Genomic DNA, 25563 nt, shown 5'->3' with positions numbered 1-25563 from the left:
ATTCATCATGGCCACATTTGATCGCATCACTTCCCAATCCGACCTTCTTAACGGGCAACCGTGCATTCGCGGCATGCGGTTGACGGTGCGGCGAGTGCTGGAAGCATTGGCACTCTATCCTGACCGTGATGAGCTCCTAGCTGAATATCCTGAACTGGAAGAAGATGATATTCGTCAGGCCTTAGAGTTTGCAGCGGCTAATCTCGACGACAAAATTGCCGAGCTACGACCTACGGCATGAAACTCCTTTTGGATCAAGGAATCGGTCGTTTGACGGTTGTTCATTTAGCAACAGCCGGCATTCTTGCCGAACACGTTGGTGATCTCGGTTTGGATCGAGCGTCCGACACTGTCATTCTTGAGACAGCAAGACAGATGCAAGCCGTGGTGGTAACGCTTGACGCTGATTTTCATCAAATTCTTGCCATGACTCAAGCATTGCGTCCCTCAGTTATCCGAATTCGCATCGAGGGTTTGAAGAGCGAGGAAATGGCCAAGCTTTTGAGCGATGTGGTTGCCCAAACCGAAACTGAACTGCTTGATGGAGCAGTTATATCCGTAACACCCTTGAGTATTCGCGCACGAACACTGCCGATTGGTGGTTAATTCGCTTGCGCCAACAATTGCCACAGCGGATGGGGGAAGAAGAACAGCCCCAAGATCAGCATGGCACATAGACCCACCGCGGCGGTCAAGGCAAACGACTTGTTCACCTCAAGCGTGGGGGGGTCTGCTTGAGGATGCAAATAGGCTCGCCTCACAAGCCGCAGGTAATACCAACCGGCGATCGCTGCGTTGATGGCCAATCCAAACGCGAGTAACCGCATTGTGGAGTCACCCGTCGACCAGGCGGCCAGGAACAAGTTGAACTTGCCCCAAAACCCACCGGTGGGGGGCAGGCCCGTCAGGCTGAATAAAAAGATTGCGAGCACCAAAGCCAGCAACGGCGAGGTCGAGCCGATGCCGTCGAGATCGTTGACCGTTTCCACCGGCTTGCCATTCTTTTTCAACAGTAGCAAAGTGCCGAAGACTCCGAGCGTCATCGTTGAGTAGATCAGTAGGTAAAACAACACGGCCTGTGCTCCGTTGAACTCCGCACTCATGCCGGGCAGCACTGCGAGGCCTACCAGCATATAGCCCGCGTGGGCAACGCTGGAATAAGCGAGCAATCGCCGCAAGTCGTTTTGCAGCAAGGCGAGCACGTTGCCCAAGGTCATCGTGATGATGGCTAGAATCGCCAATGCCTCGGGGGCTGGAACGGTCAAAGCGGAAAACGCGGGATTCAAATCTTGCGTCAGCAAGATCGACCACACCAACCGCAGCAACGCCGCAAAACCGACGATCTTGGGCAGCACTGCGAGCAAGCTCGCCATCGGTGTGGATGTTCCCTGAAACACGTCGGGAGCATAAAAGTGGAACGGCACGGCCGTAATGCGGAAACCAAGCCCCGCCACGACCATCGCCACGGCAACCTGCAAGAGCCCAACGCTGACCATTCCCGTCGGCTCAGCCAGCGATTGCTTCAGCCAGACAAAGTTTGTCGAGCCCGAACAACCCAAAAAGATGCTGAGGCCATAGAGCACGAACGCCGACGAAAAAATGCTGAGCAGGAAATACTTCGCCGTCGCTTCGAGACCGCCGCTGTCGGTTCGCGATAAGTACAGCAAGATATAAGTCGGAATGCTTACCAGCTCCAACGAGACAAACATCGCAATAAGATCGTTGGATGTGGCGGTCAAATTTGTGCCAGCCACGATTAACAACAGGCAAGCAATCTGCTCAGCCGCATAGCGCGGATGCAGTTGCTCGGCGGTAAAAATCAATAAGATCAAACCGACAATGAACCCCGCGGGCCGCAAGGTTTCAGAAAGCGTGTCGGTCAGGAACGAAGATCGCGCGGGATCAAGCGTCACCTCCGCAGGCCAAATAAAGTACGTCGCGGCAGCCGCGAACAAGGCGATCGCGCCAAGCCACACGCTCTTCGTGCGGTGCTTGGCCCTCGACTCGGGCGAAACTGCCGAGGAAAACGAAGCCCACAGCACGATCAGCGCGGCCGCGAAGATCAAAATAAACTCGGGCAGCAACAGCCGCGCGATTCCCAACAGATTATCAGCGAGATCGTTCACCGGGCATCCTCCCCTGCATTGGTTGGGCCTGCATTGGTCGGCAACGCCGCGGCTAATTGACCATTGACATCCATTTGTTCCACTGCGAGTGGATCGGGCAGCTTGTCGGCATAAATCGCCGCAATGGCATCCACCTCAGGTTTCATCACGTCGATGAACGGCTGAGGGAACACGCCAATCAACACGCACAACGCCATGATGGGGGCCAACGAGAAGATTTCGCGGCTATTCAAATCGGCAAGATCGGTATGAGCAGCAAGCTTCTTGCTTGGCGTGCCGAACAGCGCGTAACGCAAAAGATTCAACAAGTACCAGGCGCCCAAGATAATGCCGGACGTAGCGACAACCGCATAGCCCGGGTGCACACGGAACATGCCGATCAATGATAATGTTTCGCCCACGAAGCCATTGAGGCCGGGCAGCCCCATGCTCGAAAGACAGGCGAAGACCAAGCAAACAGAGAACACCGGCAACCGCGAGGCCAAGCCTCCCATGTCATCAAGTTGCCGCGTGTGTAATCGCTCGTAAATCATGCCGACCAACAGGAACAAAGCTCCCGTCGACAAGCCGTGGTTGATCATTTGCAGTGTGCCGCCGGCAATCCCTTCGGCATTCAACGCAAACAACCCCAGCATGCAAAATCCTAAATGGCTCACGCTGCTGTAGGCCACGAGCTTCTTCATGTCGCGTTGGCTGAGGGCACAGAAGGCACCGTACAAAATGCCGATCACCGACAATGTTGCCACGAGCGTTACACCAATGTCGGCTACACCCAGCGGCAACAGCGGCATGGCCAAACGCAGAAATCCGTAGGAACCTAATTTCAGCAACACGCCAGCCAGCAACACCGAACCCGCCGTGGGAGCTTCCACGTGAGCCAGCGGCAACCAAGTATGGAAGGGGAACAACGGCACTTTGATGGCAAAGCCCGCAAACAACGCCAGGAACATCCAAAACTGAGCCGATTCCCAGAACGCCAAAAGTTCGGGATCAGCCGTGGCAAGTTGGCGGTGAATTTCTTGGGCTAGTTCGGGAATCGAAAACGTGAACACGTCGGGATTCACCGAATGGACGGTCAGCACCACGGCCAGCAAACCGAGCAAGCTGATGAGGCTGCCGGTGAGGGTGTAGATGAAAAACTTTCCGGCGGCATATTCACGCTGCGTGCCGCCCCAAATCCCAATGATGAAAAAGAGCGGGATCAGTGTGAACTCGAAAAAGACATAGAACATAATCAGATCGAACGCGCAAAACACGCCGAGCATGCCGGTTTCGAGAATCAACAGCCAGGCAAAGAATTCGGCAACGCGAACGTTGATCGCCGTCCAGGAAACCAGCACGGCGGAGACGCACAGCAGGGCGGTCAGCATCACCAGCATGATCGAAATGCCATCGATCCCGAGATAGGCTTCTATCTTCACGGGGTCCGCATCGGCTCGTTCAAATTCAAACCAGGTCGCACGGGTGACCATCTGCGGCGACATGATTTCGTCGGCCAGAACCTCGGGCGAAGTGATTTCGTACTTCGCGGCCACGACCACCGAAAGCGCCAGCGTTCCGAGCGTTATCAGCAACGTGAGCTTTCGCACCGCGTCGGGACGACTCGATCCCACGAGGGCGACAAGAATTGCCCCCAACGCAGGAAGGAAAATCATTGCTACGAGTAACGAATTCATCAACTTTCCTGAATGACGATAACCACTAAGCCACGAAGGGCACTAAGTTAAATCTCATAAATAGTTTGGAGCAGTAACAATTTCAAAAACTAGGCGCTGACGTCGGGTTTTGTTTGGCATTTTTGAAACGCGATCTAATTTATCTTTGTGTCCTTCGTGCCCTTTGTGGTTCAGTATTTTATTGAGCCCACACGAAATAGACCGCCAGCAACATCAGACCAACGAACATCATCGCGGCATACGACTGGATTAATCCGGACTGCCATTTGCGGAACCAACGACCGACGCGCGCCGGACGTCCCGCGGTCCAATCGACCAAACTATCCACCACCGATTTGTCGAACTGGGCCGAACCCGAGGCAATCCCTTCGAGCGGCTGGACGGCGGTCGTGTTGTAAATTTCGTCGATATAGAACTTGCCGAGCGACATCTTATACAGGCCAGGGAATCGCTTTGCCCAACCGGCGGCAATGCCTGGGCGTGCCATGTATACCCACCACGCAGCACCGGCACCACCCACGCCCACCAACGTGCCCATGAGCATCACGATGGGATTCATATGAGGTGCTTCGGTGTGCAACCCGGGGGCATGCGATAAAAAGTGGAAGAAGTAATGTGTCGGCCCAACGGCGACGCCAATGAAAGCCGCGCCAATCGACAAAATGATCAGCGGATAGGCCATTACCGGTGGTGACTCGTGGGGATGGTGGCCTGCTTCCTTGGGAAACTTTTCCGGACCCCAGAACGTGAGGAAATACGCCCGGAAGATATAGAACGCGGTGAGTGCCGAAGCCGCCAACGCCGTGATTTGCAGCCATCCGAACAAGCGCGGATACGGCCCTTCTTCGGCGGCATGCCCAATGACGGCGATCAATTCGTCCTTGCTCCAAAAGCCGGAGAACGGAAAGATCCCCGCCAAGGCGAGCGATGCGATCAGGAACGTCCAATGCGTGATCGGCATGACTTTGCGTAAGCCGCTGAATTGGCGAATGTCGATGATGTTCCCCATCGAGTGCATCACGCTTCCCGCACCAAGGAACAACAGCGCCTTGAAGAATGCATGGGTGAACAAGTGGAACATCGCGCTGATGCCAGCGATGGGCAGAATTTCGTCGCCCCCACAACCGGCACCCAGGGCAATGAACATCAGGCCCAACTGGCTGACGGTCGAGTAAGCCAAAATTCGCTTGAGGTCGTTTTGCGTCACGGCAATCAATGCGGCCAGCAGGGCCGTGATGCCGCCAATCGTACCGACAACGGCTTGCGCGTCGGGGGCGAACGCAAACACGGGTGTTAATCGGCAAACCATATAGACGCCCGCCGTGACCATCGTGGCGGCGTGGATCAACGCGCTCACGGGCGTGGGACCTTCCATCGCGTCGGGAAGCCAGACATGCAGCGGGAATTGGGCCGACTTGCCGACAGCACCGCAGAACAACAATAAGCAGGCCGTGGTGAGCAGAGTCGGATGTTGCGCCGCTACGCTTTTAGCTGCCTGAAACACAGTCGGATAGTCGAGCAATTGCTGGCCCGCTGGTGGAGTCCAATTTAACGCTTCGCCCACCAACATCCACATCAGGAAGATGCCCAAGGCAAAGCCAAAGTCGCCGATGCGGTTCACCAGGAAAGCTTTCTTCGCGGCCGCGGCGGCCGAAGGTTTTTCGAACCAAAAACCGATGAGCAAGTAGCTACACAAGCCGACCGCTTCCCAGAAGATGTAAAGCAGAATCAAATTGCCGCTCAGCACGAGCATCGACATCGAAAACACGAACAAGCTCACTTCGGCAAAGAAGCGTGGTTGCCCCGGATCGCCATGCATGTATCCCGAGGCATAAATCGCCACGAGAAAAGCTACGCAGCAAACCATCACGAGCATCATCGAGCTGAGTGCGTCGGCTTGCAGCACCACGTCGACCGTCAGATCGCCAATTGAGAGCCATTCGTAACCGACAACTCGCATCGGTTCCTCGCCGACGTTGCCGGTGAACATCAACAGCAGCGACAGCACCGCCGAAATCCCGATGCCAATAATGCAGGGGAGGGGACTCACCTCGCGCAGCAGGGACTTGCCGAAGATCGCGAGCAAAATTGCCGCCACCAACGGAGCACCAGGAATCAGCCAGAGCATCCACTCAGCCACGCTTCACGACTTCCTTTCTTGAGGACGGCACGCCATCGGAGGACAGCGATGGTTCGTGACCTGCGGGAGCCAACGGGGGATAAACGGGAAAGACATCGGCCTCTGACAATTTTTGATTGGCGAGCAGTTCAGGCTCGAGATCGATCACATCCGTTTCACCCAGTTCGTGCCAGACGCTCACGTCGAGCGAATTGAATCGCTGATACAACGCCAGGAACAGCACGAGCGCGATACCCGCTTCGCAGGCCGCAACGGTCAGCACAAATATCGTGAACGATTGCCCGTGATAATTGTTGTAGGCCCGGCCAAAGGCGATCAAATTGAGCGCGACGGCCTGGAGCATCAACTCCGCGGAGAGAAACATCACGATCAAATTACGCCGTGTGAGGAATCCCAAGGTTCCCAGCACAAACAGCACGGCGCCGATCAGCAGTGAATTGTAAAGTTGCGGCGTCATCGGGCTTGCTCCCGGGATTGCAACGCAATCACCATCGTGCCAAAGATCGCCACTAGCAATAGGACGCTCGCCAGTTCCACAGCAAACAAATGATCGGTCATCAACGAACGGCCCAGCGTTGCCAAGGTGCTGGTGTCGCCTTCCATGGGTTCACTCAAATTCACGCTCGGCGCGGGAACGTCGGACTTTTCAGGCAATGGTTGCTGAATCGCATAAACCAAAACAGAGAGTAGAATTCCGCCGGAGGCCATGGCAAGCATCGGCTGCATGAGCCGTATGTCGTAGATCGATTTGCCACCTTGCCGGGCGAGCATAATAACGAACAGGAAGGTCACGATAATCGCCCCCGCATAGACGATAATCGTCGCCGCGCTGACGAATGCTGCCCCTTGCATGAGGAACAATCCGCACGTGGCGAGAATCACCAATGCAAACCACAGGGACGCATAAACGGGCCGCGTTTCGACTTGCATGCCGCAACCGGCCATCACAACGATGCCCGCGAAACAAGTGAACAATGCATCTTCAACCAGGTTGCCGCCGGGTTGCCACCAGGCAAACCAAGCCGCCACGACCGCACCCAACAGGCAGACCAGCGACGGAATATTCCGCCGACGCTCTGGCGCGACCGCGGCCAACATATAGCCAACCATCCCCAGCAGAATTGGAACTCCCAATTCCCAGGGACTAATCGCAGCGGTTTGCTGGGCAAGTAACATGAAATTCACAACGATCCTCGTCTTAGCCGTAGGCGGAAGCCTACGGATTTCATTTTCTTATTGTTCCGCCGCGGGAAGTTGATCAATGGGCCACGCCATACGTTCGGGCGGCACCAAATTATCCGACGCGGGTCCCAGCACACCACGGGTGGTCCGCGCGGGGTCTTTGCCGTCGTTGACGGTTTTGTCATAAACCGAAAGCAGTTTGTCCTTGTCGAAAATCATTTCCTGCCGAGTCGAGCCGGTCAGGTCGAAAATGGAAGTCAGCTCAATGGCATCCACGGGGCAGGCTTCTTCGCACATGCCACAGTAAATGCAGCGCAGCTCGTCGATCTCAAACTTGATCGGGTACTTGTCGCGATCTTCCCAGGGCGCTTCGTCGCCGACGATGTCAATGCAGTGGGCCGGGCAGGCCGTCGCACACAACATACAAGCCACGCACTTCACGCGGCCTCGCTCATCACGATTCAAGCGATGCACGCCACGATAGTTGAGCGGCAACTGCGGTCTCTGTTCGGGATACTGCTGGGTGACAGGCTTTTGAAAGATGTGCCGAACCGTGGTCGCCAAGCCTTGTGCGATTGCCGGCAGGTACATCGATTCCCACAAACCGATGCTCGGTTCTTCGACCCACGTAATGTCTTTTTGATCGATAGGCATAGGGAGAACCTCGTTACACCGGACCCAGTGCAGTGGATGATGACGGACTAACACTGAGCGAACGCAAATGTCGTTGGGCTAGGATGCCATTCAAGCCCGCGGCACCAACGAACAAAATAATCGAGCCGATAGTCACCACCCACAACGGCCAATCAAATTGTTTGGTGAACATGACCAGCATGAGATTGAAAAACGTGAGCGGCACGAGGGCCTTCCACGCCAATCCCATTAATTGATCAAAGCGGAAGCGAGGAATCGTCCAGCGAATCATCATGATGAGCACGATAATCATCGCCACCTTGGCCACAAGCACGCCGATCTTTAGTGCCCAGTCCAACGTGGTATTAGCCCCTGGTTCGGCAATCCAGGGGAAATGCCAACCGCCCAGGAACATGACCGAGAACAAAAAGCTGATCGTAATCACATGCGTATATTCACCCAGGAAGAACATAGCGAACTTCATCGCGGAATATTCCGTGTGATAACCACCGATGAGCTCCTGCTCACACTCGGGCAAGTCGAACGGCATACGATTCGACTCCGCCAAGGCCGCCGTTAGGAAAATCAGTGCCGCGAGTGGCTGGGTAAAGATGTTCCAATACCAGAAGCCGTTATCCGCTTGGAAGTGAATGATGTCTTCTAAATTCAACGAACTCGTGAGCAGCACCACGCCCAAAATCGAAGTCCCCAAGGGGATCTCGTAGCTAATCACCTGGGCACTGGCCCGCAGCGCGCCGAGCATGCTGTACTTGTTATTCGAAGCCCAGCCACCGAGCACGATGCTGTATACCGCTAGGCTGCCCACCGCAAAGATATAAACGATGCCGATGTCGACATTCGGGGCGATCACAAATTGCCATTCATCGGGATTCTCCGACGTGGGTCCAAACGGCACGACCGCAAAGGCCAGCATCGTCGTCAGCACGGCCAGCACCGGCGCGAGCAGGAACAAGAAACGGTCGCTGTGCCGGGGGATGACATCTTCCTTCAGGATGAACTTCAACCCATCGGCGAGCGATTGCAACAAGCCAAACGGTCCCACGCGGTTGGGTCCCATGCGGTCTTGCATGTAGGCCGACAGCTTGCGTTCAACGTAAATCAAAAACGCGCAGGCCGTCAGGATCGTTCCCATAACAATGGCGATGTTGATCAACCAGGGAAGCATCGTTTCGATCATACGCTTGCCCCCATCGGTTGTTGGGGCATGGGTTGTAAGGCGGGGAGCAACACGCCATTCGGTCCCAAATCACCCACGGACAGCGGCCGCAACGCACTCACGTGTTGGGCGATTTCCTGCCGCAACACTCTGGCATTGAACAAGCCTTCACGCTGGGCAAGTTCCATGAATATCCGTGCGTCGCTGTAACCTTCCGCGACGGGATGCGTCGAACGGAAGATCATTTGCGCAAGGCCCGCATGATTCACGTAGGTGCCGTCCTTCTCGGTGAAGGCAGCGCCCGGCAGCACGACCTGAGCAGCCTCGGTCAGTTCCGAACTCAATATATCTTGCACAACTAAAAGCGGTACTTTTGCGAATGCTTTGACGTCGTCGCTGCTGAGCCATCCGGGAGGACCGCCGCCCACGATGTAAGCGGCTTGAAGTTGGCCGTTGTTCGCTGCATCGCGGACCGTCGAGTAGTCGTCGGTCGAGGGCTGAAATTGAGCCAGCACCGCCGCCACACCCAAACGATTCGGACACTTCTCGGCACGAATCGTAAAGCGAGTTGGCTCCATCGCTTCGCCACGCCAATTCTTAGGATAGCGATCGTCTTCGCCCACCAGCGGAATGGGCCCCAGCGTCAACCGTACCTTCGGCGACAGCTTCTTCAGCCACGATGCCAACAAGTAGGCTTCTTCGCATGTCATCCACGGCGAGAAGACCGCTGCGACCTCTTGGCCGTTCTTCTTGGCGATTTGCTTGAACGATTCGCGAACATGGTTTAAGGCTTCCATCCACCGCGGACCAGCGTGGCCGTTGGTCTCCTTGGGAGCTTGCCTCAACACCGGCACGGTGAGTCGTTCTTCCGCTTGCACGTATTTGAAACCAAACCGGCCTTCGTCGCACATGAAGTTGCCTTGCGCGAGATGATTCTCGCGGGGCCGCAAACGGTAGACGTGATCTTCATTCTCATCGACGAAAATACTGCAACCGGTGCTGCAACCGGGGCAGACACAGTCGCGTGTTTTAAGCCACCACACCCGCTGCTTGTACAGAAAATCTTTGCTGCACAAGGCACCGACGGGACACAGGTCGACCACGTTGCCGGCAAGTTTGTTGTTGCACGGATTGTCTGGGAAAATATCGATCTCGGCATGAGTGCCGCGATTGATGATTTGCAGTTCCGAAGTGCCACTGATCTCGCGCGTGAACCGCACGCACCGTGAGCACATCACGCAACGATCGGTGAACAGCGTAATCTGATCGCCGATGTAGTCCTTGTCTTGCTTGATCGTCTTCGGTTCTTGCAGACGTGTATGCGAACGGCCAAAGCGATAGCTGTAGTCTTGCAGAAAGCATTCGCCCGCTTGATCGCACGTGGGGCAATCCAGCGGATGATTGAGCAACAGATATTCGAGCGTTGCCGCTTGGGCTTGCTTTACTTTTTCGCTGTTAGTGACAACGACCGTGTTATCTTTGGCGGGCGTTTGGCAGCCGGGAACAAGCTTGGGCATCATCGCCACGGTGCCATCGGGCTTCTTCTCGCCGACTTCAACCAAGCACATCCGGCAACTCGCCACGACCGACAACGACGGATGCCAACAGTAGTGCGGGATTTCAACTCCCGCCTTTTGGGCCGCCTGTACGACGTTGAGACGCTCGTTGTCGCCGAGCGTTACGTCTTGTCCGTTAACGTTGACTGTTGCCATAGTGCTTCTTAATGCGCTCCGACCAGATCGTGAATCGGGTCCGCACTTGTCTTTTTGTTTTGGATGTAATCTTCAAACTCGCCGCGATATTTTTGAATCGCGTTCTTCACCGGCCACGCGGCCCCGTCGGCCAAGCCGCAAATCGTTGTGCCTGGAATGATGCCCATCGAATCGGCAACTTCCTTGAGCAAATCCAAATCGCGGAGCGTGCCGTGGCCCGTGCGGATCCGGTGCAAAATCTTCGTCATCCACGAAGTTCCTTCGCGACATGGCGTGCATTGTCCGCAGGATTCGTGAGCGTAGAACCGACAGCTGTTGTACAGCACGTCAACCATGCTCGTGTGATCGTCGATGATCACCGCCGCTGCCGTACCCAAGCCCAGGCAACCAACTTTGCCCGGCCCAGCAAAATCGAGCGGTGTGTCGAGTTCCGCGTTGGTCATAAAACCAGTGCTCAAGCCGCCGGGGACCATCGCTTTGAGACCACGGCCTTTCCACACGCCGCCGGCGTAGTCTTCCACCAACTGCCGCGCGGTCACGCCCAGCGGCAATTCCCAGCAGCCGGGATTATTCACATGACCGCTGGCTTGATACAGCTTGGGACCGTAGCTACCAGCATCACGCGGATTGTTCGGATCGGGCGGGATGCCAATCGATTGAAACCATTCAATGCCACGTTGCAAGATATGCGTCACGCAGCAGAGAGTCTCGACATTGTTCACTACCGTCGGCTTACGAAACGCACCTTCGACGGCAGGGAAGGGGGGTTTAATCCGCGGCCAAGCCCGCTTGCCTTCGAGGCTTTCAATCAAACCAGTTTCTTCGCCGCAGATATACGCCGCCGCACCGCGATGCACGTAAATATCGAGCGAGAAATCCGTGCCGTTGATGTTCTTGCCAAGTAAGCCTTGGGCATAACATTCACCAATGGCCTTTTCGAGCGTGCGGAAGCTACGGCCATATTCGTAACGCAGATAGATATAAGCCGTCGTCGCGCGAGTCGCACGGCAGCCGATCATGATCCCTTCAAGCAATTGATGAGGATCGTTCTCCATCAGAATACGATTATTGAATGTGCCGGGCTCGCTCTCGTCGGCGTTCACGCACATATAAATGGGCCCCGGATGATCCTTCGGTAAGAACGACCATTTCAGACCACAAGGGAAGCCCGCACCACCACGACCTCGCAGTCCCGACTTCTTGACGAACTCCGTCACATCGTCGGGCGACATCGCGAGAGCTTTCTTAAAGCCCTCGTAACCACCGTCGGCCAAATAGCCCGAAAGGGCCTGACTATCGTCTTGGTTGATTCGTTTCAGGAGGGCCAAATCGCTATCAGCCATTGGAACCTCCCGTCTCGTTAATGAGTGCCATCACCGACTCGAGTGTTTGATTGCCGTGGCACTCGTCGTCCATCAACACACAGGGTGCCCCTTCGCACTTGCCTAAACACTCGGCGAACTCAAGCGTCACTTTGCCGTCGGCGGTTGTTTCACCCGGCTTGATACCGAGCTTCTTGCTGATTTCCACCAACAATTCTTCACCGCCCCGCAACATGCAGCTAATGCTTCGACACACCCACAACCGATGCTGGCCCAGCGGGGTCGTTTCGTGTCGGAAAAAGCCATAAAAACTCAGCGTGTCGTTCACCTGCGAAGGATGCAGTTCAAGCATGTCGGCGACTTCTTCAATCGCCCCCTGCGGCACGCAACGCATTTCATCTTGAATGATGTGCAGCGCCGGCAACGTCACGGCTTGCTTGCTCGGATAACGCGGCATGTAGCCGTCGATCTTTTGCCGCAGGCTCTCTGAAATCACGTTGTTGGAATGGTTGCTCATCGATCCAACTCCGCGGCAATGATGTTGAGACTTCCCAGCACGGCAACGACGTCGCTCAAGGTTTGACCCGGAATGATGTACGGAAACACGGCGAAGTGAATGAACGACGGTGGACGCGTCCGCGCGCGATACGCACGGTTGTCGCCATCGCTCACAATGTAAAAGCCCAGCTCACCGTTGGGCGATTCAGTCGCCGCGTAGACTTCGTCGATCGGCGTCGGCACGCCGCGATTGGGCATCTGGATTTCGAAGTGGTGAATCAACCCTTCGATGCTGCCGTAAACTTCCATCTTCTCCGGCAAAGTCACCTTGCCCGCGATCTCGGCATTGATCGGACCCGTGGGAAGATTCTCCAGTGCCTGCTCGACGATCTTGATACTTTCCTGCATTTCGAGCATCCGCACCATGTAGCGGGCATAACAATCCCCCGCCTCGGCGCAGATCACTTTGAAATCGAAATCAGGATATGCAAGATACGGCTCGTCCTTGCGCAGATCGCGGACCACGCCGCTCGCCCGGGCGATCGGACCCGTGCAACTTGTGCTGATCGCGAGTTCTTTGCTCAGAACCCCCACACCCTTGGTCCGCTCGATGAAGATGCGATTCTTGTTCAACAGCCGCGAGACGTCGCTGTAAGCCCGCTGAAAACCTTTGGTGAAGTCGCGAACCTTTTGAATCCATTCGTGCGACACGTCGGCCATGAAGCCGCCGACCCGGGAATAGCTCGCATGGAAGCGTTGCCCCGAAGCAAGTTCGCAAATGTCGTAAATCTTTTCACGCTGAGTGAAGCAATACAGAAACGCGGTGAATGCCCCCAAGTCGAGGGCACAGGTCCCCACGTTCAAGAGATGATCTTGAATCCGCATCAACTCGGCCATGATCGTGCGGACATATCTGCCTCGGGGCGTGAGTTCGATGCCAAGCAGCGTTTCGACCGCGTGATGCCAGGCGATTTCGTTGGCCACCGGCGAGATATAATTCATCCGGTCGACGATCGTGACATACTGATTGAAGTCGAGATCTTCGCCCAACTTTTCAAAGCCACTGTGCAGGTAACCGATATCCGGCACGGCCTTCACGACTTTCTCACCGTCCAGCGTCAACAACAACCGCAACGTCGTGTGCGTTGCAGGGTGTTGCGGACCGAAGTTCAGCGTCCAGTGATATTCACGCTGATTCGGGTCGTTCGCGGTTATCGGTTCGTATTCGGCGAGTGGCATTTATATAGCCGGGTCGTCTCGGCCCGGTTCGCAATCAAAAAAACTTAACTCTCTGCCCGCGTAATCACGGGGAAATTATGACGCTCGCCACGACCACGCAGCGGATAATCTTTCCGCAGCGGATACGCGGCAAACTCTTGCGGCATCAAAATACGCAGCAAATTCGGATGGTTCTCAAAGCGAATCCCGTACATGTCGTAAACTTCACGTTCCATCCAGTCGGCACCCATCCACAAGGAGTAAACCGAAGGCAGTTTCAAATTCGGCTCGTTGAGCATCGTCTTCACGACGAGTCGCGCGCCGGTCGTTGTATTGATCACGATGTACACCACGCCGAACCGATCCGTCGCGTCGGGATAGTACAAATAATCAACGGCTGTAAGGTCCGAGAGCATGTCGAATCCCAGTTGCTCTTTCAAGTATTTGAGAACCTCAAATACTTTCGCAGCCGGCACGTGCAAGCGCGTGTTATTGCGGAACTCGCTCACTTGCAGCGAACCCGGCCCAAACGCGCCACGCAATTTTTCCAACGTCTCAGCTAACATGTTTTGCTAGCCGCAGGCGGTAGCCCGCGGTCTTGAGGGGTCTTATCTCTTCTCCGCCATCTGCCGCACATCGGGGCCAGGAGGCTCGCGGAACATCACACGACGCAATTCGCCCGGATCGTACTTCGCGGGCCCTTCAGGCGTGGTCCGAGCTTCGAACTCCGTGCCCAACATCGTGCCACCCTTTTTGATCTTTTCCTGCAGATCCATGATTCCTTGGATCAATTGCTCGGGGCGCGGCGGGCAGCCGGGGACATAAACATCGACCGGAATAAAGCGGTCGACACCCTGCACGACGGCGTAAGTATCGAACACACCGCCGGAGCAGGCACAGGCACCCATCGAGATGCACCACTTCGGCTCGGGCATTTGCAGCCAAATCCGCTGGAGCACGGGCAACATTTTCATCACCACGCGGCCGGCGACCACCATCAGATCGCACTGTCGGGGGCTGAACCGCATCACCTCAGCACCAAACCGGGCGAGGTCGTAACGTGACGATGCCGTGGCCATCAATTCGATGCCACAGCAAGCCGTTGCAAACGGCATGGGCCACAAGCTGTTCGAGCGAGCCCAGTTCGAAACCACGTTAAGCTGAGAAATGACAACGTTTTCGGGCAGATCTAGCGCCATCGAAACCCTCCTCGCCGCCACTCGTAAATATAAGCGATGGCTACCAGGACTAGGAAGGCAATCATCGAACCGAAAACAATATTTCGCGCTTCCAGGGGAATTCCGCCGGTTTTGGCGTATGCCGCCACGGCCCACGGATAGAGAAACAACAGTTCTACGTCGAATACGAGGAACAAAATCGCAATCGTGTAGAACTTCACGTCAAAGTGTTGCCGAGCGTCTTCGACCGGGTCCATGCCCGATTCGTACGGCATCGATTTGACGGTGGTATCCTTCCACGGCTTGATAAATGGGAGGTGAGTGAGGATCAGCGTTGTGAGCGCAAACCCAACCACCACCGCCAGATAGACGAAGATTGGGAAAAAATTCTGGACCTGTTGTTCCATAGTCGCCGCGGCGTGGGGCCGCACCAATCTGGGAGTCAGGGCGCACCGGCACACCGCAGCCGGCACTGCTAATTGTGAAATTATTCACAAAGTCGCCCAAAACGCTAGCCCAGAAATCAAAACCCGGAAAAAGCATCCTCGAAGCCAATTTAGCCCCGGGTGATCTGAAAGTCCCGCTTCAGCACACCCGGGGCATGATCGGCATGTCCTGCGCCCATCCTGACCGACCAACCGCCAACTCCATGCAGATTCTTAACTCACTAGGTGTAGCTTTCATGTCAATCAAGTAATTCATTCGTGTTGATTCGTCCCGTTCGTGTTTTTTTCCTAATCCCGGTATCGAAATTGCAGATTTACCGTAACTCTTCGCCGCTGGAGACATCTCAAAAGTGCGTCCAGGCAAATCCCACAGTCCCCTTTCTTAAGGAGCCAAACATGAAATCTCTGCTTGCCCTCGCCCTCATCGTTGCATCCGCAAGTTCGGCGGTCGCCGCCAATGATACTGAACAAGCCATGATGGAAGGCATGAAAAAGTGTGCCGTCTGTAAGCACCTCACCGACAATCCTGAACTCATGAAGAGCATGACTTGGGAAACTCACAAAATCGACAACGGCATGCTCTGCGTCACGACCGCACCCAAGGAGCAACGCGACAATTTTGTGGACCTCAATGAAAAGATGCACGCTGAAATCGAGAAGGTCAAAGCCGATCAGAAATCCGGTAAGGAAGTCCAACTCTGCGACATGTGCGCCGACATGGGCAAACTCGTCGAAGCTGGTGCCAACGAAAAAGAAATCCAAATCCCCAACGGCTCGATCCACATGCTCACATCCAGCGATCCAGCCGTAGTAGCCAAGATCCACGCCAACGCCGACAAGGCGATCTCGATGCAAAAGCAAATGGCCCAAAAATAATTTTGCTTACGTAATCACATTTAGCCCCGGGTGATCTGAAAAGTCCCACTTTCAGCACACCCGGGGCGATTTTTTAACCACGAATGAACGCCAACTAACGCTGATAATGAAAGCTTATTACGTTTCAACGGCATCAAGCGGAACTACTATTTGCCACCATCATAATGTGCCAAGACTTCCCAAACGTCTTGCCGCAACCCAAACACTGGCTCCGCTGAGCCAATGTAGCCGTTGGCAAGTAGCGAGAAAGCCAACAATTGGCCTTTCGTTGTCTTCACGTAACCAGAAATCGTGGAAACTGACCCCATGCCACCCGACTTGGCGGATACGACCGGCTTCTTCTTGCCATTGATTTCGACTTCGTACGTTGGAAGTGCCGCGAAGAATACTTTGCCGTGCGGATGGGAGTGCATGAATCGCAACAGCTTCACCGAGGAATCCGCCGAGATAAGGTTGTAGCGCGACAAACCCGAGCCATCGACCAAGCGGAAGGAATCTTTTTCCAGTCCCGCTTTCTCGATGAGCCAATCCGTGATCAACTTGGCTCCATCCGGCCAGTTGGGCTTCTTAACTCCGTTGGCGATTGCGATCTCGTGCAGCAACACTTCTCCCACGGCATTTTCGCTGACTTCGTTGAAATGCTTGAGCGTCTTTGCCAACGATTGTCCTTTATGAACGATTGTGTGGGCCTCATTGCTTGAGGGCGAAGTCACCGCAATCTCGTCTGAAAACTCCACGCCACGCTTGCTAAGCATCTCGCCGAACACACCGGCTACCCAAGCGCCCGGATCAAGCATGGTAATACGCACCTTTTCGGCCTTTTCCAATCTTCCGCGGTCGGCAACCACAATGGGGTGGGTAAAGGGCCTCCGCGTGGCGAGAACTCCCTTTGCCAAGGAATTAGCCGGCACAATTTCAAGTTGGGGATAGCTCGACGGCAAGACAAGATTCGCTTTAATCGTTCCGTCCTTTCCAGGAGCGACACGCAAGTCCAGGACATTGAAATCGACCATCAACGGCGTGACCGACATGTTGTAGTAGTCGGGATCGTCATCCCACATCCAACCAGGACCCTTCACGGGCTGCGAATATCGCGAGTTATCCACAACCACTTTGCCGTGGATTGCTTTAAGACCCCATTCCTTAACCACGCGATCGGCAAGTTTGCCTAAGTCTTTGCTGGAGAGCATCGCATCGCCACCACCTATTATCACAAGGTCCCCATGGAGCACTCCGTCCTTCAATTCCCCTTGGGCTTTGATTGTGGTCTCAAATTGGTGCTCAGGACCAAACAAATCGATCGCGCAAGCTGATGTGTAAATCTTGAGATTCGACGCCGGGGTTAGCAGCCGATCACCACCGCGATCAAAAAGAACTTCACCACTCTCGATGTCGACCACCTTGAGCGTGACCGTCGTACGCCGCGACGTGGAATGATCATCGAGAACATTATCGAGCTGTGCACGCAGAGATGTTTGATCGCCCGGATCGGCATGGAGCACAGTTGTTAAAAGGCATACTCCCAATAAGTTAGCCGCTTTGAAAAGAACACGAATCATGTGAGTCCTAACGCTCCGACAGCAAAGCCAGATTGACATAAAAAAAGCCCGGCTCAATGCGAACATTGAATACCGAGCTGAAAAGTACCCTCTACGTAGGCCGAGCGAGGTCAAGAATCCTCAGCAAATCATCATAACACAAAACAAGGTGGCCAAAAAATACAATGCAGGTCTTGCGATCTGCCCATAGAATTCCAACTCTTAGTCAACCGTCGGCCGAGAAGTTCAAGGTCGTCGTGTTAACTCTCAGTTCACTTTCCGAAAAGGTGTTAGTCGAGTTCCGTATCACGTTCCTTACGCTTCGCCTTTTTTTTCACTTTTGTGCTCTTCTTAACAACCTTCGCTTTGTTGACTTGAAATTGTGCATTAGGCAATGCCGACTCTTTGAGCGATCCCATGTTGATCATCATGCGATTCTGCTCGGGATACATGGTCAATGCGACTCCCTTCTGCCGTGATGCAGGTAAGCGACGATCCAAACGATTCAATTCTCCCAAAGCTTGCTGCAAGGAGAGTTGAAGTTTGAGTCCCTCGTCCAGGCTCAGGTTAATCACAAAGCCCGTACTCATAGTGGCCGCGGCAGGCAAATTCGAGTGATCGAAGTATACCGAACCAAAACTTGTGTCCTTCTTACGTTGTAACTTCTTTTTGGTCGACTTCTTTGGCATCTCAGCTACTCCTATTCATGGTTGAAATTTTGAAACTCTCGATCCCAAGATAATCGTTGATTTTCAGTGCCAGCGTTTAACTCGCTGTCCTCGAAGGACAAACATTGCGTGCCATAATACGACTCGATCCGTCCTTCGTCGACCTCGACTTTAACCGTTTTAGCCAGCCGCCTGCTGATCGCCGAGCTAGCGGGGGCTCCCTACAAAGGCTTCTCCGAAAAGAAATAGGACGACGATGATCCGAAAAGGCAGAAACATCACCTGAAAAAAATCCGGAAGATCCGTGCAGAAGTGCAAACACGTGCGGCGCCTTGCGGCGCCGCACGACTGGTGCAAGTACCCCGTACGGGAGTCGAACCCGTGTTACCGCCGTGAGAGGGCGGCGTCCTGGGCCACTAGACGAACGGGGCGAAACGAATGATCGAATGCCGATGGGCCAAGAAACAATTCGAACACTTAAGTATCGAGATTTTCGGCCCCCGGACAAGGGGCGGAAATCTCCGGCTAACGCCACATTGGCTTAAGAAGTGATCCCCTTGGTGAGCGTCATGAACGCCGTTTCCAAGTTGATTTCCTCTTCGGTCAGTTTCGTGAGGGAATGGCCATTGTCGAGCAACAATCGGGCGAGTTGGCTCACGTCGTGGTCGCCGGAAACAAGGGTCACACGCATGTCATTTTTATCGACTTCCACCGATTCGACCATCGGATGCTCTTCAAGAACCTTGGCCGCAGCCTCGCGATTGGTGGCGACATCGATCTTAAGCACGGTCTGCTGACGGACTTGCTTCATCACGTCGTCGACATCGGCGTTCACGATCAGCTCACCACGTTCGATAATGCCGATCTTGTTACAGATGTCGGCGAGTTCTGGCAGGATGTGGCTGGAGACCATGATGGTCTTACCCATGCTGCGCAGCTCTTTGAGCAAACCACGAATTTCTATACGGGCCCGGGGATCCAAACCGCTCGCGGGTTCGTCGAGCAACAAGACTTGCGGATCGTGCAGCAACACTCGAGCCAGTCCCAATCGCTGCGTCATACCGCGCGACAGACTGGTCACTAACTCATTGCGCTTATAACCCAGATCAACAAGGTCAAGCACGTCGTTGCAAATCTTGCGGCGCTCGGGGCCTTTGATCCGATAAGCGGCAGCGAAGAATTCCAAATATTCGATCACCTGCATGTTGTCGTACACGCCGAAGAAGTCGGGCATGTAGCCAATGATGCGGCGGATTTCCTTGGGCTTTGTGTAGATCGAGTATCCACCGACGTAAGCCTCGCCCCAGGTGGGATTCAACAGCGTGGCCAGAATCCGCATGGTCGTGGTCTTGCCCGCGCCGTTGGGGCCGATGAAGCCAAACACGTCGCCCCGGTCGAGCTTCAACTCGATCTTGTTGATGGCGAACAGATCGCCATATTTCTTCGTGAGGTCATGTACTTCAATCACGGCTTTTGATCCTGAACAAAACAGGGCGTTGCGACACCATTAAGTTTATTGTTCCACGAGTGGTCCGACAGGCACGACGAATCGATAAAACGTCCAATTCCGATTGTTTTCCTGTTCTTTATCGCTGCTGAGCGGCTTATCTCCATCCTGCCATTGGCTGCCAGATGTTTGGACTTTGGCGAGCACAATCGCGAGATCCGGCTGTTCGAGCAGATGACTCATATCCAAAAACGATTGATAACGGCTTAACATGCCCGCATAGCGCTGACCATTCACCGCATCGAAAAACATAATTGTTTTGGCCAACCGGGTGATATCGGCATTCGCCAATCGGAAAGGAACCGTGCCATCATCGGCCGTATCTGTAATGGTGGTTTCACCGGCCGTGGCATTGGTGAGCAAAGTCCGCACGGTGCGAGGCTGGCTGGCGTCGGCCATATTGACCGCCGATCCCGCGGCAATCGATCCCAAATTCCAGGCCCATTGCCCGTAAAGCAAAACGCAATCATTGAGAGCCATATCAGCTGAGTTGACGATTTGTCCCAACAACAACTGCTCGTCGGTCCGATTGAGTGTTGCTTCCAAGGGAGGGGTGACTTCCGAAGACCAACGCGACGTAATGGTCTTGGTCGACCACAATTGTACGGGCACGCCGAGCATTTCATCGAGCGCCGGATTAAAAGCGTAACCGCGATCAAACAGGCCCGTCTGTCCGCTCGTGTTTTGCATTCCGCCTAAGGCGTATCCTGGTTGGCCAAGCCACGCCACGATTTCTTGGCTGTCATCAAGTTTTTGGTTCTTAAGAAACGCAGGTGCGAGCGACAAATCAAACTCATCCACGCGTGGTGTGAAGAAATGCGTCCAAACGGTTCCGCGTGTAAAACCAGTCGCCGCATCCACGTCGACGAATTCCACCTGATTGACACGCAGCTGATCACCCTTCTGCCAATTCGCATACCAATAGGCCAAGGCCGATACCGCCACGACCATAATGGGAAAACTGATCCAAGTGATTTCAGGCCGCTTGAAAATCTTGTTGACCAAAAAATAGTCGCCCGGTCCGATCAGCAAGATGTATCCGATGACCAGCAAAGCCACGAGCGCGAACGGCACGGGATCGACCCCCACGAACGAGTCGTCGAGCGTTGTACGAACTTGGGTTATGAGGTCGTCGCTATTTACGACTGTAGCGCCGGCGTTGGGCTGTTGCGAATTCGATTCGGTGGCGAGATCAAGTGCTTTCGCCAAAAAGCTTTTACGACCGGGCCAACCCACCAGCGGTGGCCGATCAAAGTCCAAACCCACAAAGGTGAGTTCACCAAACCCAAGATAGGAACGAATTACTAGCGGCACGTCGGTTTGACCGCGTTTGGCGCTCGCGAGAACTTTGCCACGAATCTCGCTGAACATCGGCACGCGAAAATCAACGCGCCGCGTCGGAGTAATCGATTCCTCCGCACCGCTAAAGGCTTCTATCGGCTGCGATTGTTCAAGAACGACGGTCTCGGTGAATTGGCCGGGCAGTAATGAGGCGAGTGCGCCTCCCTCGACGAGCAACTCGTCGGCCTGCGAACCGCAGAAGATGACCAGCTTGCCACCGCGTTCGACCCATTGCCGTAAGGCTTCGACTCGCGCCGGATTCTGGGTCAGGGGACGATACAAATCGGGCCGCGAGGTCGTCAGCACGACCATATCAACCCCTTCATAACCATACCATTCCGTCGGCAGATCGATGGCACTATCAACGCGTGCGACGCGAGTCTGCGCGAGCTCATCTTGATTTTCGCTGACTGTCAGATCGGCCAAACCAAGCGGCGGGCCAAACTCGACGTAGAGCAAGTTCGTGGCGGGAAGCCCCGTCGGCAAAGCACCTTCGCTGGCCGTCGCGGCCGCTCGAAATGTGCGATCGACGACGACTTCGCCTTCGCTATCAATAAATTTTACGGTGAGAGGGCTATAGTTTTGACCAACGCGCACAAACAGGCGGACAGTCGATTCCTTACCTGGCTCAAGAGCCACGGGACGATTTTGAGGACTCATCACCGTGGTTGGCACGCCATCGCCATCGGGAACCGTCACGGTCACCATGCCGACAACAGGTTTTGGACCGCCCATAAATTCCACTTCTACGGGGGTCCAGCAACCAAGCTTATAGTTATCGGCAAACCCGATTTGCACGCCGGTGATCGCCGCATCCTGCGCGTGGGCTTGGTTGAGCGCAGTCGACGCCAGGACAACACCAAGCAAAAGCATGTGACGCAGGTAGAAAATCACGGCTTCTCCGCGTCGTCGCATGTGCAAACCAACAGGCCGCAGCCGGGGCAACCCGAACCATACTTTTCGACCACCGCCGCCGTGAGATCGATTTCCGCCACGTTGGCAATCGTCGTCAGCCAGGCCAGCACGTCGGCAAACTCAGCAGCTTGTTCGGCGCGAGTTCCTTCACGCAACGAGGCGGCCAATTCGCCGACTTCTTCCATCAACCACATGAACGTGCCATCCACACCCCGCGCCACGTCTTTCTCGTGATACATTCCGCGAATGAGTTGCTGGAAGTCACGAAGCGAGATGTTGGGCGTGGAATTGGACATGATGGAGTCGAATCGAGTCAAGCGGCGTAAAACATTAAGATAGTCAGCAAATCGGCTTTCAACCAGACACATATTCACTGCGGGCTAGGACGGCATAAGTTTCAACGATATTCTGGATGTTTCGCCCAAGAAACTTCTGCGAGATTCCCCCGACATGTCCGAATTCGTTACCGTCGCCAAAGTGGGAGCCATTCGGGAAGGGCAGGGGGGGACTTTCGCCATCGGCAAGCAATTGGTCGCCGTCTTCAATCGCGGGGGCGAGTATCACGCCATCGACGACCTCTGCCCGCACATGGGAGCTTCGCTGGGGGCGGGTCAACTCCAGGAAGATGGATCCGTCATTTGCCCGTGGCATGCTTGGTGCTTCGATGTTTGCGACGGCACTTGGCGGGACAATCCTCGGCTGAAGATTCCGTCCTATCCCACGCGAGTCGTGGGTGACGAAATCCAAGTCCAGCTTGTCGATCGGAACAAGAAACCTGCCGAATGAGATTTACTGCGAATCATCCGCCACGCGGCGAAACTCAATCGAATGTTCCAGCTTCATGCTGCCTTCAGCACTATTCGGCTGATCAAACTTGGCTTCGTAGGTGAGCGTGGAATTCTCGGGGCGACCATTCTCCACGTCGAAGACCATCGTGCCGGTTGAACTTTGATCCACCAGCTTCAACCGTTCAACGCCTTCTGCTTCAGTGATATTGATCGACATCATCTGCTCGATCGTCACTTGCGCGGGATTGATGGGATTTCTCAAAACGTAAGCAAACTCGGCCTTGATCTGACCCAAGACCGGAAATGTGATTTCACGACTCTCCAACCAGCGCGCGCCGGTTGCGATATCGCCCTCGGGCAGCAACACCGGCGCGCCCAGGAGTGCGAGTGTTTCAAAACTTTTGAGCCCGCCATCTTGCGCAAATTTCTTGCCTCCCGGCACCGACTTCACGGCTTCGCTCAACTCGTCGATGATTTTGACATCACTGACCGCACCGCGCGGCGACATCGTCAGCGTGACCGGCGAAGCGGTCAGTCGCTTGCCGATGGGCAGCAGCATCGCCGCGTACCCTTGCGGCTCTTCGGTGGAATCGCTGTCATAGCGAACTTCCTGTCCGTCGGGTCCTTCGGCCAAAAAGGAAAATGCCGAGACTTGTAGCGAAATCTGCGCGCTGCCGTCGTCGTTCACTTCCAGCACTTTCCAAGTCAGCTCAAGTTCTTGTTCAACCGTGGCGAACTGCTTGACGTCGTCCTCGGGACCAGCCGACAACTTGGCCGATTGCAAAACACGGTAATTCTGTTCTTCACCCGATGTAAATTTCCAAGCGAGCGTCACGGCAGAAGCAAGAGTGGCTTGCAACCCTAGCGTAACAATCACAATCGCAAACGAAACGAGCCTCATTGCCGCCTCTCCTTAATTTGATCACTTACCCCGCAGGATTGCGTTCATATTCTTCTTATACGCTTCCACGCCGGGTTGGCCGTAGGGATTGATGCCGATCATCCGACCTTCGACGACCGTCGCCAACATAAACATCTGAAACACCTGCCCCATCACAAATTCATCGATCTCCGGCAAGTGCAGCGCCGTCGTGGGCCGATTATCTTCGCGGTAGGCTTGGTTCGTGCCTTGAGTGGCCGCCGAGAGAATTTCGGGGAGCGTCTTGTCGGCCAGTTCGTTGAGGCCGTCTTGGTTGAGCTCACTTTCGCCGATGGCGACCGGCTTGGTCTTCAATTTCTCGACGATCACGTTGGTGATCAGTTTGTCGCGTTTGCCTTCCTGATGTTGCTGACCGCGGGAATGCAGATCGCGGGTGTTCACGACCGTGAGCGGCATCGCGCCCCGTTCGTGCTTACCGAGACTTTCGGAAAGCAGTTGGTCGTACCACAGGCCCAACGCTTCAAGCCGCTTGCCCCAGGTCGACATCAAACGAATATCACAGCCGCGTTCTACTTCCATCAAATGGCAGATGCCCGTGTAATCGAGCGTGACATTCTCGCCCACGGCGGCGGTGGCGAATTGTTCGTTCATCGCCTTGGCGCCTTCAAGGAGTTTGACGATGTCGAGCCCCATGATCGCAGCAGGCAACAAACCGACCGCCGACAGCACCGAGAAGCGTCCCCCCACACCATCTGGAACGGGGAACATCTCGCGGCAGCCAATCGCAGTCGCCAGATCAAACAACTTGCCGTTCGTACCTGTGACAGGAACAACCAACTCAGCAAGTTGTGCCCGATTGCTCCCCAACGAGTCCGCCAGTCTTTTCAGCAAGATCCGAAACGCTGCCGCCGTTTCCAACGTTCCGCCGCTTTTGCTGATGACCACGATCCCCCAACGCTCCGCGAGATTGCCCGGCGACACCACATCGGGCAGCACGTCGAACAATCCACTGAGGGCATCGTTATCGACGTTGTTCCCTTCAAAGCTAATCCGCGGACGATTTCCCCGGGCTTCGCGCGATAGTTCGTTGTAGTAGGGATGGCAGCAGGCTTCGAGCAACGCCCGCGCCCCCATGTAGGAACCGCCGATCCCCAACAGCACCGCGCGATCGATCACCGCCGCCAGTCGGTTAGCCGTGGCGATGATTCGGCCCACTTCGCTCTCGGGGCCTTTCGCTTCGTACTCGGCCAGCAATCGATCGGGCATGTAATGAAAGCCCGCATCGAGGGGTTGTTTATCCATCGGAACCGCGCCGCCGTCGGCCCACAGCTTGGCATCGGCGAGCACTTCATTCCGTGCCGCCAACAGCTTCGGCGCGATCTTCCCCAACGCATCGCGGGACAATCCATGATCCGGAAGATACACACCACTGGGATCGTAAGTAATCGTGACAGCAGCCATCACAGGTTCCTTTCCAAGAAATCAAGCAGGGCAGGGCGAGAACCGACGATTCTAACCGCACTAACTGAAATCGTCATATCCCCGGCTAGGGAGATAGCAGTCAAATTTTTTTACCACCAAGGTACGAAGGACACTAAGGCGACTTTTTCATTGCGAATCACAAGCAGATTGTTCATTTATATTGGCTTTTGATAAAAGTTCGTCTGCTTTGTGTTCTTTGTGTCTTAGTGGTTACAAAGCCTGGATTTAGGAGTATCACAAAACTTGCAGCCCTTGCCATA

At 54.9% G+C, this 25563-nt stretch carries 25 protein-coding genes and 1 tRNA gene; 4 read left to right on the top strand and 22 right to left on the bottom strand.

All coding sequences use genetic code 11. The features are described from left to right. Positions 1–7: 7 nt before the first annotated feature. Entirely contained in the window at positions 8–241 is a 234-nt protein-coding gene (locus AC6T8Q_RS00710; protein ID WP_500677262.1) for a DUF433 domain-containing protein, read from the top strand. Next, complete coding sequence (locus tag AC6T8Q_RS00705) at positions 238–606, top strand: DUF5615 family PIN-like protein (protein WP_500677261.1); 369 nt, start codon at positions 238–240, stop codon at positions 604–606. Before AC6T8Q_RS00710 ends, AC6T8Q_RS00705 begins: the two co-directional genes overlap by 4 nt. On the opposite strand, the gene AC6T8Q_RS00700 is transcribed toward AC6T8Q_RS00705, so the two are convergent. The 14 genes from AC6T8Q_RS00700 to AC6T8Q_RS00635 form a co-directional block, all read right to left on the bottom strand. Next, the gene (locus AC6T8Q_RS00700; RefSeq protein WP_500677260.1) at positions 603–2126 is read right to left on the bottom strand and encodes an NADH-quinone oxidoreductase subunit N; all 1524 of its coding nucleotides are present in this window, start codon (positions 2124–2126) and stop codon (positions 603–605) included. The two genes, AC6T8Q_RS00705 and AC6T8Q_RS00700, sit on opposite strands and share 4 nt — an antisense overlap. Beyond that, positions 2123–3802 carry a complex I subunit 4 family protein gene (locus AC6T8Q_RS00695; RefSeq protein WP_500677259.1) on the bottom strand — a complete coding sequence of 560 codons (1680 nt, stop codon included), beginning with the start codon at positions 3800–3802 and terminating at the stop codon, positions 2123–2125. Before AC6T8Q_RS00695 ends, AC6T8Q_RS00700 begins: the two co-directional genes overlap by 4 nt. Before the next feature lie 178 nt (positions 3803–3980). Next, complete coding sequence (gene nuoL / locus AC6T8Q_RS00690; protein ID WP_500677258.1) at positions 3981–5942, bottom strand: NADH-quinone oxidoreductase subunit L; 1962 nt, start codon at positions 5940–5942, stop codon at positions 3981–3983. Beyond that, the gene (nuoK, locus tag AC6T8Q_RS00685) at positions 5935–6399 is read right to left on the bottom strand and encodes an NADH-quinone oxidoreductase subunit NuoK (RefSeq protein WP_500677257.1); all 465 of its coding nucleotides are present in this window, start codon (positions 6397–6399) and stop codon (positions 5935–5937) included. The genes nuoL and nuoK overlap by 8 nt, the downstream gene beginning before the upstream one ends. Further along, entirely contained in the window at positions 6396–7118 is a 723-nt protein-coding gene (locus AC6T8Q_RS00680; protein ID WP_500677356.1) for an NADH-quinone oxidoreductase subunit J family protein, read from the bottom strand. Before AC6T8Q_RS00680 ends, nuoK begins: the two co-directional genes overlap by 4 nt. Before the next feature lie 57 nt (positions 7119–7175). After that, entirely contained in the window at positions 7176–7778 is a 603-nt protein-coding gene (locus tag AC6T8Q_RS00675) for a NuoI/complex I 23 kDa subunit family protein (protein ID WP_500677256.1), read from the bottom strand. Positions 7779–7791: 13 nt separating this feature from the next. Further along, complete coding sequence (gene nuoH, locus AC6T8Q_RS00670) at positions 7792–8955, bottom strand: NADH-quinone oxidoreductase subunit NuoH (protein ID WP_496921968.1); 1164 nt, start codon at positions 8953–8955, stop codon at positions 7792–7794. Next, complete coding sequence (locus AC6T8Q_RS00665) at positions 8952–10646, bottom strand: NADH-quinone oxidoreductase subunit G (protein WP_500677255.1); 1695 nt, start codon at positions 10644–10646, stop codon at positions 8952–8954. The genes nuoH and AC6T8Q_RS00665 overlap by 4 nt, the downstream gene beginning before the upstream one ends. An 8-nt stretch (positions 10647–10654) precedes the next feature. Beyond that, complete coding sequence (gene nuoF / locus AC6T8Q_RS00660) at positions 10655–11989, bottom strand: NADH-quinone oxidoreductase subunit NuoF (RefSeq protein WP_500677254.1); 1335 nt, start codon at positions 11987–11989, stop codon at positions 10655–10657. Then, on the bottom strand, positions 11982–12485 hold the full coding sequence (locus tag AC6T8Q_RS00655) for an NADH-quinone oxidoreductase subunit NuoE family protein (RefSeq protein WP_500677253.1): 504 nt from the start codon (positions 12483–12485) through the stop codon (positions 11982–11984). Before AC6T8Q_RS00655 ends, nuoF begins: the two co-directional genes overlap by 8 nt. Then, a complete protein-coding gene (gene nuoD, locus AC6T8Q_RS00650) occupies positions 12482–13705 on the bottom strand; it encodes an NADH dehydrogenase (quinone) subunit D (RefSeq protein WP_500677252.1) in 1224 nt (407 codons plus the stop codon). The genes AC6T8Q_RS00655 and nuoD overlap by 4 nt, the downstream gene beginning before the upstream one ends. A gap of 44 nt (positions 13706–13749) precedes the next feature. Then, a complete protein-coding gene (locus tag AC6T8Q_RS00645; RefSeq protein ID WP_500677251.1) occupies positions 13750–14250 on the bottom strand; it encodes an NADH-quinone oxidoreductase subunit C in 501 nt (166 codons plus the stop codon). Between the two features lie 42 nt (positions 14251–14292). Then, on the bottom strand, positions 14293–14883 hold the full coding sequence (locus AC6T8Q_RS00640) for an NADH-quinone oxidoreductase subunit B (protein WP_496921962.1): 591 nt from the start codon (positions 14881–14883) through the stop codon (positions 14293–14295). Further along, on the bottom strand, positions 14874–15269 hold the full coding sequence (locus AC6T8Q_RS00635; RefSeq protein WP_496921961.1) for an NADH-quinone oxidoreductase subunit A: 396 nt from the start codon (positions 15267–15269) through the stop codon (positions 14874–14876). Before AC6T8Q_RS00635 ends, AC6T8Q_RS00640 begins: the two co-directional genes overlap by 10 nt. A gap of 435 nt (positions 15270–15704) precedes the next feature. On the opposite strand from AC6T8Q_RS00635, the gene AC6T8Q_RS00630 reads away from it, so the two are divergent. Next, positions 15705–16184 (top strand): hypothetical protein, encoded by a 480-nt coding sequence (locus tag AC6T8Q_RS00630; protein ID WP_500677250.1) that lies wholly within the window; start codon positions 15705–15707, stop codon positions 16182–16184. 146 nt (positions 16185–16330) lie between these two features. On the opposite strand, the gene dacB is transcribed toward AC6T8Q_RS00630, so the two are convergent. The 6 genes from dacB to AC6T8Q_RS00600 all read right to left on the bottom strand — a co-directional run bounded on the left by dacB (position 16331) and on the right by AC6T8Q_RS00600 (position 22449). Next, positions 16331–17743 (bottom strand): D-alanyl-D-alanine carboxypeptidase/D-alanyl-D-alanine endopeptidase, encoded by a 1413-nt coding sequence (gene dacB, locus AC6T8Q_RS00625; protein WP_500677249.1) that lies wholly within the window; start codon positions 17741–17743, stop codon positions 16331–16333. 269 nt (positions 17744–18012) lie between these two features. Beyond that, positions 18013–18411: a hypothetical protein gene (locus AC6T8Q_RS00620; protein WP_500677248.1), complete on the bottom strand. Its 399-nt coding sequence runs from the start codon at positions 18409–18411 to the stop codon at positions 18013–18015. Positions 18412–18748: 337 nt separating this feature from the next. Beyond that, a tRNA-Glu gene (locus AC6T8Q_RS00615) sits at positions 18749–18821 on the bottom strand. A gap of 110 nt (positions 18822–18931) precedes the next feature. Then, positions 18932–19858 (bottom strand): ABC transporter ATP-binding protein, encoded by a 927-nt coding sequence (locus tag AC6T8Q_RS00610; RefSeq protein ID WP_500677247.1) that lies wholly within the window; start codon positions 19856–19858, stop codon positions 18932–18934. Positions 19859–19903: 45 nt separating this feature from the next. Continuing rightward, positions 19904–22153 (bottom strand): DUF8726 domain-containing protein, encoded by a 2250-nt coding sequence (locus AC6T8Q_RS00605; RefSeq protein ID WP_500677246.1) that lies wholly within the window; start codon positions 22151–22153, stop codon positions 19904–19906. Beyond that, on the bottom strand, positions 22129–22449 hold the full coding sequence (locus AC6T8Q_RS00600; RefSeq protein ID WP_500677245.1) for a MazG nucleotide pyrophosphohydrolase domain-containing protein: 321 nt from the start codon (positions 22447–22449) through the stop codon (positions 22129–22131). The genes AC6T8Q_RS00605 and AC6T8Q_RS00600 overlap by 25 nt, the downstream gene beginning before the upstream one ends. Positions 22450–22603: 154 nt before the next feature. On the opposite strand from AC6T8Q_RS00600, the gene AC6T8Q_RS00595 reads away from it, so the two are divergent. Continuing rightward, positions 22604–22939: a Rieske (2Fe-2S) protein gene (locus AC6T8Q_RS00595; RefSeq protein WP_500677244.1), complete on the top strand. Its 336-nt coding sequence runs from the start codon at positions 22604–22606 to the stop codon at positions 22937–22939. A 3-nt stretch (positions 22940–22942) separates the two neighbouring features. On the opposite strand, the gene AC6T8Q_RS00590 is transcribed toward AC6T8Q_RS00595, so the two are convergent. After that, on the bottom strand, positions 22943–23842 hold the full coding sequence (locus AC6T8Q_RS00590; RefSeq protein WP_500677243.1) for a DUF6263 family protein: 900 nt from the start codon (positions 23840–23842) through the stop codon (positions 22943–22945). Positions 23843–23863: 21 nt separating this feature from the next. Continuing rightward, positions 23864–25282, bottom strand: a complete 1419-nt coding sequence (locus AC6T8Q_RS00585; RefSeq protein WP_500677242.1) for a phosphoglucose isomerase-related protein — start codon at positions 25280–25282, stop codon at positions 23864–23866. Between the last annotated feature and the right edge of the window lie 281 nt (positions 25283–25563).

It is taken from the genome of Bythopirellula sp., from assembly GCF_041737835.1.
Classification (GTDB): Bacteria; Planctomycetota; Planctomycetia; order Pirellulales; family Lacipirellulaceae; genus Bythopirellula.
This window is presented reverse-complemented; position numbering and strand designations above follow the sequence as displayed.

Excerpts from the sequence above, each read along its gene's own strand:
- AC6T8Q_RS00640 (WP_496921962.1), bottom strand. The coding sequence starts at position 14,883 with ATGGCGCTAGATCTGCCCGAAAACGTTGTCATTTCTCAGCTTAACGTG.
- AC6T8Q_RS00695 (WP_500677259.1), bottom strand. The coding sequence starts at position 3,802 with ATGAATTCGTTACTCGTAGCAATGATTTTCCTTCCTGCGTTGGGGGCA.
- AC6T8Q_RS00620 (WP_500677248.1), bottom strand. The coding sequence starts at position 18,411 with ATGCCAAAGAAGTCGACCAAAAAGAAGTTACAACGTAAGAAGGACACA.
- AC6T8Q_RS00585 (WP_500677242.1), bottom strand. The coding sequence starts at position 25,282 with ATGGCTGCTGTCACGATTACTTACGATCCCAGTGGTGTGTATCTTCCG.
- dacB (WP_500677249.1), bottom strand. The coding sequence starts at position 17,743 with ATGATTCGTGTTCTTTTCAAAGCGGCTAACTTATTGGGAGTATGCCTT.
- AC6T8Q_RS00600 (WP_500677245.1), bottom strand. The coding sequence starts at position 22,449 with ATGTCCAATTCCACGCCCAACATCTCGCTTCGTGACTTCCAGCAACTC.
- nuoH (WP_496921968.1), bottom strand. The coding sequence starts at position 8,955 with ATGATCGAAACGATGCTTCCCTGGTTGATCAACATCGCCATTGTTATG.
- nuoD (WP_500677252.1), bottom strand. The coding sequence starts at position 13,705 with ATGCCACTCGCCGAATACGAACCGATAACCGCGAACGACCCGAATCAG.
- AC6T8Q_RS00675 (WP_500677256.1), bottom strand. The coding sequence starts at position 7,778 with ATGCCTATCGATCAAAAAGACATTACGTGGGTCGAAGAACCGAGCATC.
- AC6T8Q_RS00645 (WP_500677251.1), bottom strand. The coding sequence starts at position 14,250 with ATGTTAGCTGAGACGTTGGAAAAATTGCGTGGCGCGTTTGGGCCGGGT.
- AC6T8Q_RS00655 (WP_500677253.1), bottom strand. The coding sequence starts at position 12,485 with ATGAGCAACCATTCCAACAACGTGATTTCAGAGAGCCTGCGGCAAAAG.
- AC6T8Q_RS00635 (WP_496921961.1), bottom strand. The coding sequence starts at position 15,269 with ATGGAACAACAGGTCCAGAATTTTTTCCCAATCTTCGTCTATCTGGCG.
- AC6T8Q_RS00705 (WP_500677261.1), top strand. The coding sequence starts at position 238 with ATGAAACTCCTTTTGGATCAAGGAATCGGTCGTTTGACGGTTGTTCAT.
- AC6T8Q_RS00665 (WP_500677255.1), bottom strand. The coding sequence starts at position 10,646 with ATGGCAACAGTCAACGTTAACGGACAAGACGTAACGCTCGGCGACAAC.
- AC6T8Q_RS00680 (WP_500677356.1), bottom strand. The coding sequence starts at position 7,118 with ATGTTACTTGCCCAGCAAACCGCTGCGATTAGTCCCTGGGAATTGGGA.
- AC6T8Q_RS00590 (WP_500677243.1), bottom strand. The coding sequence starts at position 23,842 with ATGAGGCTCGTTTCGTTTGCGATTGTGATTGTTACGCTAGGGTTGCAA.
- AC6T8Q_RS00630 (WP_500677250.1), top strand. The coding sequence starts at position 15,705 with ATGAAATCTCTGCTTGCCCTCGCCCTCATCGTTGCATCCGCAAGTTCG.
- AC6T8Q_RS00595 (WP_500677244.1), top strand. The coding sequence starts at position 22,604 with ATGTCCGAATTCGTTACCGTCGCCAAAGTGGGAGCCATTCGGGAAGGG.
- nuoK (WP_500677257.1), bottom strand. The coding sequence starts at position 6,399 with ATGACGCCGCAACTTTACAATTCACTGCTGATCGGCGCCGTGCTGTTT.
- nuoF (WP_500677254.1), bottom strand. The coding sequence starts at position 11,989 with ATGGCTGATAGCGATTTGGCCCTCCTGAAACGAATCAACCAAGACGAT.
- AC6T8Q_RS00710 (WP_500677262.1), top strand. The coding sequence starts at position 8 with ATGGCCACATTTGATCGCATCACTTCCCAATCCGACCTTCTTAACGGG.
- AC6T8Q_RS00605 (WP_500677246.1), bottom strand. The coding sequence starts at position 22,153 with ATGCGACGACGCGGAGAAGCCGTGATTTTCTACCTGCGTCACATGCTT.